Raw genomic sequence first — 8850 nt, forward strand, 5'->3', positions numbered from 1 at the left:
AGGCCATGACCGGGGCTGAGGGTTCGCAAGGGACTTATAGTTTTGGGATGTCCTCCCGGTATGCTTGAGTCTTCAAATCATGTGTGTTTCTACAGAGCCAAAAAATCGTTATATGTACAACTTCGATAAAATAATTTCAAATAGGGGCGCCGGTCAATTCCTACCCCCTACCCTTATCCCCATCTGCTCGAATGCCTCCATAATCCTGTCCTTATATTCCTGCTCTGTGATCTCACCCTCCCTCGCCTCCAGGGTAAGGGTGATACTCCTGAATTTCGATGTGATGTAATTCACCATTCGCATGATGTCCGAAGCTTTCCCCTGCGGTATCTCGAATTGAAGGATGATTTCCTTCATCACCTTCGCCGATGGTGTGATCGGAGGTGATGGTGCAATCGGAAGTGGGGGTGTGATCAAAGTCGATGATGTATCCGGATATTTTATGGTTGTATCCGCGCAGATCGATGCATCGATGAGGATCTCACCCTCGGATATCGTCACTTCAGGATTAATCTTGAAATATTTGCACTCGGGCCTGTCCTTTTCAGAGTAACCCAGTCCGAAGAGCCCGTCCCTCACACCCTTGTTGATCGCATCGATCAGAACATTCTTCGATATCAGCCTTGGTTCGCCCGGTGTTCTGAGTGTCGCCTGATATATCTGCAGGGTCGGGACCGAACTGTTGTTCGAGAGATATTTTTGTCTCAGAAACAGGGGCGATACGCTCTCGAGGATCTCGCTTGCGGTGCGGAGCTCGTCATACACACGCATGTCGAGCATCTTCCGATCACCGAAGGTGGGAATGCCGATCGGATACGGCTCCTTTGCAGGAACTGAGAGCACCTGATACAATCGATAGAGCATCTCCCTCGCTACATCCTGCGCGATCTTGTGCTCTTTTACCAGCTCCCTCCTCTGCTCCTCCGTGATCCCCAGCTCCTTGTCATTGAGTATCTTCTCGATGGCGAGGGATCTCTTCATCGCATTGGTGAAGGCGACGCGTTCGCTCTCCTGTGGGTACAGGAAGAAGATCGTGTTCTTGTTCACGCGCGGGGTATTGCCCTTGGATGCCCTGATCTTCTCGATGGACCCCATGTTCTCTGTCGGGAGGAGGATCAGTTTCAGCTCCTCATTGTCAGGAATATCCGCGCTGTTCTCCACCCAGAGGTACACCTGCAGCCGGTTCTTCGAGAGGTTCTCGGAGAGGAGTTTCTTCTCCGCCTCGTTCATCTCCCTCAGGGTGATGTTCTCCATCTTGTTCAGGACGATCCGGTTCAGGTTCGGCTGATTCCTGAAGTAGAACCGGTCTCCGGTCACCTGCAGGTAGAAGAGCTTCTGCTTGAGCAGCTCGAGCGCCTCCATGATCACGCTCGAGGGGTTGTTCAGCGTGGTGGCGGATCTCTTTACTTCCCCTATCGTCGCACCACGTTCTCCACCGCCGGAGAACGAATACATGAAGATCGTCGTTGTCGTCCGCTTCCCGAGGGTGAGGCCTTGATACGCTCTGCCGAGCGAGGTATCCACGATGTTCGCTCCCGAGTTGGGCGAGGTGATATCGGCGGCGATGACGCTGTTGTACTCCTGACCTATGTGCTTCAGGAGCTCCTGTCTGATCTCCTGCGAGCCGAGATCGAAGTCCGAGAGGCTGATATAGGGGACGTTCGTCTCTTTCAATGCGTGGATCACGAGGGAGAGCAATCGGAGGACTCCACGCGTGCGCTGGAACGTGGGAAAACTCCCCCACCGGTGGTAGAGCATATCCACCACCTCGGGCATGAAGGGAAACGAGCTCAGAAAACGCTCGCGGTACTCGCTCGGTTCCATTCCTGCGGGCAGCAAACCCTCCCTCTCCGCATAGCCCATGAACTGCGCGATGGTGTCTCTCGATGCCGCTTCGTCCACGCTGGTGAAGAGGCGACGCCTGATGATGCTCGTGATCTCGTGGTCCTGCACAGGCGTGTAGATCTTCTCCACCCTGCCCGAGACCTTCTGCAGCTGCTGGAAGAGCGACTCCGCGTTCCTATCGTAGTGCTCGAGTAGGCTCGCAGGCAATGTGACGACGAGGCAGACATTGCGGCAGATGCCGGCGCACTCGGTCAGCTCCTGCATGAACGCGATCGTCTGGGCAGCGAGCGTACTCTCGCCCACCTTGATTGCAGATGCCTTCGTCACGTACTCCAACACCTCGTCCATCAGGATGAGTACTGGTGCATGAGCGGAGAGGATCTCCCTGAGCACATCCCTGCCGGGCGGGGATCTGCCAGCGCATCTATCGATGCGGCCGGTGAGCTGATCCTCCAGCGTGCCCCAGAGGGTGGTCTCCTCTGGATTCAGGACGGTCCCCACGATGACCGCGGTCTTCACCTCCAGCCTCCTCGCCCTGTGGTAGAGCGCGATCAGCGCATGCGTCTTGCCACCGCCGAAGGGCGTCTGGATCTGGATGACCGGATCCCCGCCTCTGCCGCTCAACCTCTTCTCCACCACGTCCAGGAGGTTCTTCAGTCCATCCGTCAGGTACGTCTTCCGGAAGAAGACATCGGCGTCACGGTACTCCTCGGGAGCTCGCTTTTTGTGCACCTCCCAGAGGTCGGCAGCGAAGACATCCATCGTGAGTCTCCCCTCGAGGATATCCCCGTGCGGTATCGCGATCGTGTGAAACGGTCTCATAGATTCAGCCTCGCCTGAACTGATGCTTTCTTCATCTCTTCCTTCAACCTTTCCCTTCCCGCGAGGAAACCATCGAGGAGCTTCTTCTCTTTGCTGTCGATCGGGAGAGTCTCCGAGATCGCCTGCGCGACCCGGAAGAACGATTCCTTGTGCCCGTAACCGCTCTTATTCAGCATGTCAGTCATCTCGTTCCTCTTCCCCTTCTCCCAGAGGAGGAGCACGAGGTGCAGGACGTCGATCAGCTCGCGACTCTGCTGGAGATCCTCGATATCCCTCTCCTCCGGACCTATGACACGGACGAACTCCTTCTCCTTCCTGACGACTCCACCTCGGTTGAACTCCTGCGCGACGTCGATCCCGCAGCTCTGCCCGAGCTTCCTCGCCTCGTCGAAGTGCACCCTCGCCTCGCTGTACTCCCAGCGCCAGAGGACGTAGAACCTCGTGAGGTCCGAGATCTCCCCTGCAAAGCCGTTGTGGAGGATCTGCCGGACCGCGTAATCGGTCGCGATCTTCCGCACGTCCTCGAGGAGACGGTCCGCCCTCACGATCCTGCCCTCGTAGTCCATCACCTGCTCGTACTTCCCGAAGACCTCGATCGCGGAACCGATCGCGCTGATGAAGAAGTCCGCACCCGAGATCCCCTCCTGCCACAGACGATCGAGTTTTCTGTTCAGGTGGTTCTTCAGCTCCTCCCGGACCGCGTTGTAGAACCCGACCTTCTCGCGCTCCATCTTCCGGGCGACGATGTAGATCGAGGAGGCAAGGGCAGCGGACTCCTTCGCACGCAAACGCGCCTGCATCTCGGTGTTGATGGGCCATGCGCCGGTGATCACGAGCCCCGAGTCCAGAAGCGAGTTGATCAGCGTCTCCCACCCCGAGGTGGACTTGTGGGCATAGACGATCACCGCGATCCCGTCCGGTTTCAGCACGCGGTGGATCTCGCGGAACGACTGCTGGAGCAGCGCCTCGAACCGTCTCTTCCCCTCCTCGAAACCTCCTTCGCCGCTGGAATACGCGACGATCTCCTCGCCCTTGGGTGTAAGAGGCGTGGTGAAGAGCTCGGGGTAGAGGTCGCCGAGAGTGCGCTTCAGCCAGACGTAGAAGAAATCGGAGAGGTAGGAGTAGGGGACGTTGTCGTAGTAGGGCGGGTCGGTGAGGACGGCGTCGAAGGTGTTGTCGGGGTGGGGGAGGAATGTTGATGAATTATGGGATCCCTGTGATATTTGGGTAAAAGGAATCATAGAAAGGTGGTTTATGACAAGAGTGACCCATTCGAAGGCTGAATTCCAATCTCCCGTGGCCTCACTAAATGGATTGAGCTCAGCATAATCCCATATCATGCCTAATGCTTGCCTATTGAACATATTGGAAATCGTCTCTCGAGTATTGTCTATTCTTGCAAGAGTTGAAGAAAAAGTCAATAAACGATCAATCATTATACCCAGATACCCCGCCACCGCCTTCGCGAACTCCGGTTCCATCCCGCCCGCGAGCATCTCCCCGTGCGCCCGCCGCACCGCGTCCGCGAAGGTGACGAGCGCGAGCTGCTGGCGGGGATTGAATAGGTCGCCCCATGTTTTTAGGTTATAACCCTGAACGCGGAATCCAAGCGTACCCCGGGGAGGTAATTTTTCATCCGGCACCGGCTCCATCCCCCACCGCTCGCGGAGCTCCTCCTTTTTCTTCTCGAGGTACGTCACCGCCTTCCTGAAGACCTCCACGTCGCCATCGGTCGCGATCCTGTATCGTTTCCCGCTCCTCCCGGGCTTGTGAAGGACGACGGCGACCATCCGTTCTCCCGATCTCCCCTCCCGGAAGAGCCGCCGTGTGGTATTCGCGTCCACCGTCGAACCGCAGCAGGGGCAGGTCGCGACGGCACGGGCGACCGTGCCCTTCTCCGGGTCGAAACCCTCCGGTACCGGCTCGTGACCGTCGCCGACGATACGGAACCTCACCACGTTTCCTTCGGCATATGGAGAGAGCGCGATCTTCCGGTTCTCCTTCTTCGCGAGCCAGTACTGGCGCATGAGGGGGATCTCCGCTCCGCACGAGGGGTTCTGGCAGGGAATCGTCCGCGCCCAGATATAACCCACGGGTATGGAACCGTCCTCGTCCGGGGGGTAGAACTCCGCGAGCTCCTTCTTTGCCTCGGCGAGCACCCATTCGCCCCAGTTCTTCACCGCGTTCAGGAGGGGATTCTCGTGCTCGCCCGCGATCTCTCCCCATCCTCTCTCCCCGCTCTTCGCATGCCCGAACCTCTGCGGGTACTCGAGGGTGCACTTCTCGATCAGCACCGCGACGGGGTTGTAGTCGCTCGCGTGCACCTCGCAGCCGAGGCGGAGCGCCTCGAGCGGGATGGAACCTCCGCCCGCGAAGGGATCGAGCACCTTCGGCGGAGTTCCGTTGTTCGCCTTCAGGATCTCCTCCCGTGCCCTCCTGATCAGGGTCGCGTTATTGCTGTTCTCCCACTTCGAGAGGTCGATGATGAAGTTCCTCTGCTTCTGCCACTCTATCTCGTCACTCGGTGGAGGCACGAGTGCCGCGTAGGCAGTGGCCCGGGAGGCAGCGAGGGGGCGGCGCGCCCACCAGATATGCAGCGTCGAGATGTGCCCGTGCCGGATGTTCTTCTCTTTTGCCGATTCAACGCTTACCTCTTTGACGGGAAATGTCTCCTCGATCAGCCGCCTGTCCCTCATGTTCATCGTCCACCTTCCTTCTCGATCTCGTCGTAGGAGATCAGGTATCGCACGCTCTCCACCCGCTTCTTCACAGGGAGTGTCTCTGCAGGGTTCTGGACGATGAATAATTCAGGCGAGGAGACGGCGTTCATGACCGCATAGAGATAATAATCGTTCCCGAACCGCTGCGCCTTGAACCATTCGTTCTGCGTGAGCGCGACACCACCCCTTCCTGCTCTCGCCTTCACCTCGATGTATCTCACCCTGCCGCCCGCGTCCATGGAGCGGATGTCGAACCCGAGGTCCTGCTCGGAGACATCCTCAGGCACCCTTCCCTCGTTCCTCTCGTATTCCATCGCAACCTCCATCCCTTTCGCCTCCACCTCGGGATCCCTCACCATCGCGGGATCGATGGTTTCCGAACGCTTCACCCGTATGAGTCCGAGAAACCTCGGTGTGACCATCGAAAGGTATGTCTCCTTCTGAATTTGCGATATGAGTTCCTCCTTTGCTTTCAGGTACTCGTCCCTTTCCCTTTTTTTGTTGAGGATCGGCAGATCGACCGGCTCTCCGCGATCCTTCCTATCCTGCAGGGAAATCAGATCGTCCTCGATCTCGCAGATCGCCTCTGTGAGCGATCGCAAGCCGTATTTCTCCTTGATCGATGCCTGCCTCTCGCGCTCCCGCTGTATCTCGCCCCTGTACCGCTCGAGATCCCTTATGGCGAGCGGGAGTACCTTATCCTTGAGTCTCTCGATCTCCACGCATTCGGATTGAGGCGCTTTCGCCTCCGCGAGATCCCAGATGATGTCGGGTGCGACAGCAGTAGTGTTGCTGTCGTCCAGATAGAAGGCGAAGAGGCGCTTCCCCGCTACACCGAGAGTCCCGTCTCGCACCTCTCCTTCGTAGAAGAGGATGTACCCGTCCATCATCCCATCGGGATCGATGAAAGTCGCACCGCTCCTCATCGCCCCGGTGAAACATTCCTCCACCCATGTCATCACCGCTTCGAAGAGGGGATGACCGAAAGAGACGAATTCCGCGCCTGACGCTCTGAGCGCGAGATCCTTGTCGAAGGTGATCTTCGGGTATTTGCTTATGAGAAGCCCGAAGGATTTCCTGAACGGAGGGTTCTCCGCTATCCTGCGAATCTCGATAGGTATCGATTCGATGGAGAAGAACCCGTTCTTTTGATCCCTGATCTCCCCTCCCGCCTTTTCAAATGCCTTCCTGAAGTAGCTGGCGGTATATTCAGGAATGAGACGGAACTCCCGGGCACGCTGCGCCATCTCCCTGATTCTGGTGTAATCGATATAGCGTGTCGCGAGCGTCTCACCCAGCTGCTCCCGGATCCTCGCGATGTACTCCTCATCCACTTTGATATCTATCTCCTTCAGTATTTCCTCGAGACTCCGTGCATGCGCCGCCGCATCCACCATCAGTTGCGACAGGTTCGTGTTGTAGAGCACCTCGCTGATGACATCGAACACCTTGTCGGAGCCGAGCGCACTCCTTATCTCCATCAGTTTCTCCATCAGTCTCTTCAGCACCTGACCCTCGCGCGTGTCTTCCGCGACCAGGTTGATGATGTATACCTCCTTTCGCTGGCCGTAGCGGTGGATCCTCCCCATCCGCTGCTCCAGCCGGTTGGGGTTCCATGGGAGATCGTAGTTGATCATCATGTGGCAGAACTGCAGGTTGATACCCTCACCCGCTGCCTCCGTCGCGACCATCACGTCTGTCTCGTTCTTGAAGATCCGCTCCGCGTCCACCCTCTCTTCGAGCTTCATCCCGCCGTGTATGAAGTTGACCGAATACCCCCACTCACGGATTTTTTCCACGAGGTGATCAAGCGTGTCGCGCGACTCTGTGAATACGAGCACCTTCCTGTCCGCCCTTTCGGGGAATCTAGCACTCAGCTCCGAAAGCGCCGCCCTGAGCTCTCTCAGTTTCACCTCCTCCTCCAGCTGGACGATCGAGTTGGCCTGCTCGATCAGGCGTTTGATCGTCTCGATCTCCTTCTGCAGCTCATCCCGGTTCTCGGCGACGCTGATCCTCTCCCATTCCTCCTCCTCGCGCCAGCGCTCATCCTCGCTCATCTCCTCCATCGCATCCGGATCTGCTATCGAAGGCGGTATTCTGCCCCTCATTTCGGCATTCTGCAACAGCTCTTCGAGACGCTCCCTGCGCCGTTCCAGAGAGCGAAGAAGTGCATAGGTGCTGGATGCGAGCCGGCGCTGGAGAATGATGAGGGCGAAGGTGATATTTCTCCTTTTATCTCTGGCGAGCGCTTTATTGTATTGTTTCGATACGTATTCGGAGAGGTCGTTGTACAGATCCTTCTCTCGGGGCGAGACCTTACCGATATTAAACGCTTTTGTCTTCACATGCCGTGGGAGGAAGAGGGGTTTGCCTTCGAAATCCTTCAGATCTTCCTTTATTCTCCGGATGAACAGAGGATTGTCCTTCTCCTCTATGGATTGCATTAGCATCTCTGATGTGGAGAAGAATCCCTTCTCCAGCAGATCGAGCAGGAGTCGGAAGTTCTCCGGATCGCCGCGATTGGGTGTGGCGGTGAGGAAGAGGAGGTGGTTCGTGATATCCGAGAGGACCTCGCCCAATCTGTATCTCTCGGTCTTCTCAGTCTTCTCGCCGTATTTATATGCGGCGAATTTGTGCGCCTCGTCGCATATCACAAGATCGAATCTGGTGGCGCGAATCGCAGGAAGATTCTCTTCGCGCTTGGCGAAGTCCATCGATGTGATGATCTGGCCCTCCCTGTCCCAGACATTCTCTCCATAATAACTCGCAATGGTATTCCTGTCCACCTCCACGAATGTCTCGTCGAATTTGTCCTTCATCTCCCGTTTCCACTGATCTTTCAGGTGTCCAGGACCGACGATGAGGATCCTCTTCGCCATATTCCTCAACTTCAATTCCTTGACGATCAGGCCCGCCATGATCGTCTTGCCTGCACCGGGATCGTCCGCAATCAGGTAGCGGATACGCGGAAGTTTCAAGATATAGCCATATACTGCCTCTATCTGATGCGGGAGAGGTTCCACCTTCGATATGTTCATTGCAAGAAGGGGATCGTACATCGAGGCGTAACGATAGCGTAGGGTCTCCAGTGCGAGGAAGACTTTTGCCGGATCTTCACAGCAGTTGCATTCCTTTCCGATGATGGTAAAGGAATCGAGAGCAGATATGTGGATCATCTGCTCGATCAGCTGTTTTGTCACCGTGGTGAAGAGGATGAGATGGAGATATTCGCCCGCCTGCTGTAAGGATTTCACTTCTACAGGTTCGGGCCAATGGGCGGATTTTACAATATCGCCGATTTTGATCTGGAGCATGATATTTTCCTCCCGGTTATGGCGTTTTGCTTGACTCAATTGAAAATCGCTAAAACGCAATAATAATATGTCGATTTTATCGGGCTCATTTTGCTTTTAATTCTGATCATATTTCGAGGATTGCGATAAACTTCATCCCTAATCATAAA

At 56.3% G+C, this 8850-nt stretch carries 3 protein-coding genes; all 3 read right to left on the reverse strand.

The features are described 5' to 3' along the window. Positions 1-153: 153 nt before the first annotated feature. Genes QMC96_12755 through QMC96_12765 form a run of 3 tightly spaced genes read right to left on the reverse strand, consistent with a single transcriptional unit; the run spans position 154 to position 8701 of the window. Positions 154-2667, reverse strand: coding sequence for a DUF499 domain-containing protein (locus QMC96_12755; GenBank protein MDI6877626.1), 2514 nt, complete (start codon positions 2665-2667; stop codon positions 154-156). Next, complete coding sequence (locus tag QMC96_12760) at positions 2664-5369, reverse strand: DUF1156 domain-containing protein (GenBank protein MDI6877627.1); 2706 nt, start codon at positions 5367-5369, stop codon at positions 2664-2666. Before QMC96_12760 ends, QMC96_12755 begins: the two co-directional genes overlap by 4 nt. Continuing rightward, positions 5366-8701, reverse strand: a complete 3336-nt coding sequence (locus QMC96_12765) for a helicase-related protein (GenBank protein ID MDI6877628.1) — start codon at positions 8699-8701, stop codon at positions 5366-5368. The genes QMC96_12760 and QMC96_12765 overlap by 4 nt, the downstream gene beginning before the upstream one ends. Between the last annotated feature and the right edge of the window lie 149 nt (positions 8702-8850).

The sequence above is a fragment of the Methanomicrobiales archaeon genome (genome assembly GCA_030019205.1).
Classification (GTDB): domain Archaea; phylum Halobacteriota; class Methanomicrobia; order Methanomicrobiales; family JACTUA01; genus JASEFH01.

What these genes read in the sequence shown, in the direction of transcription:
- QMC96_12765 (MDI6877628.1), bottom strand. Translation starts at nt 8,701, where the DNA reads ATGCTCCAGATCAAAATCGGCGATATTGTAAAATCCGCCCATTGGCCC.
- QMC96_12755 (MDI6877626.1), bottom strand. Translation starts at nt 2,667, where the DNA reads ATGAGACCGTTTCACACGATCGCGATACCGCACGGGGATATCCTCGAG.
- QMC96_12760 (MDI6877627.1), bottom strand. Translation starts at nt 5,369, where the DNA reads ATGAACATGAGGGACAGGCGGCTGATCGAGGAGACATTTCCCGTCAAA.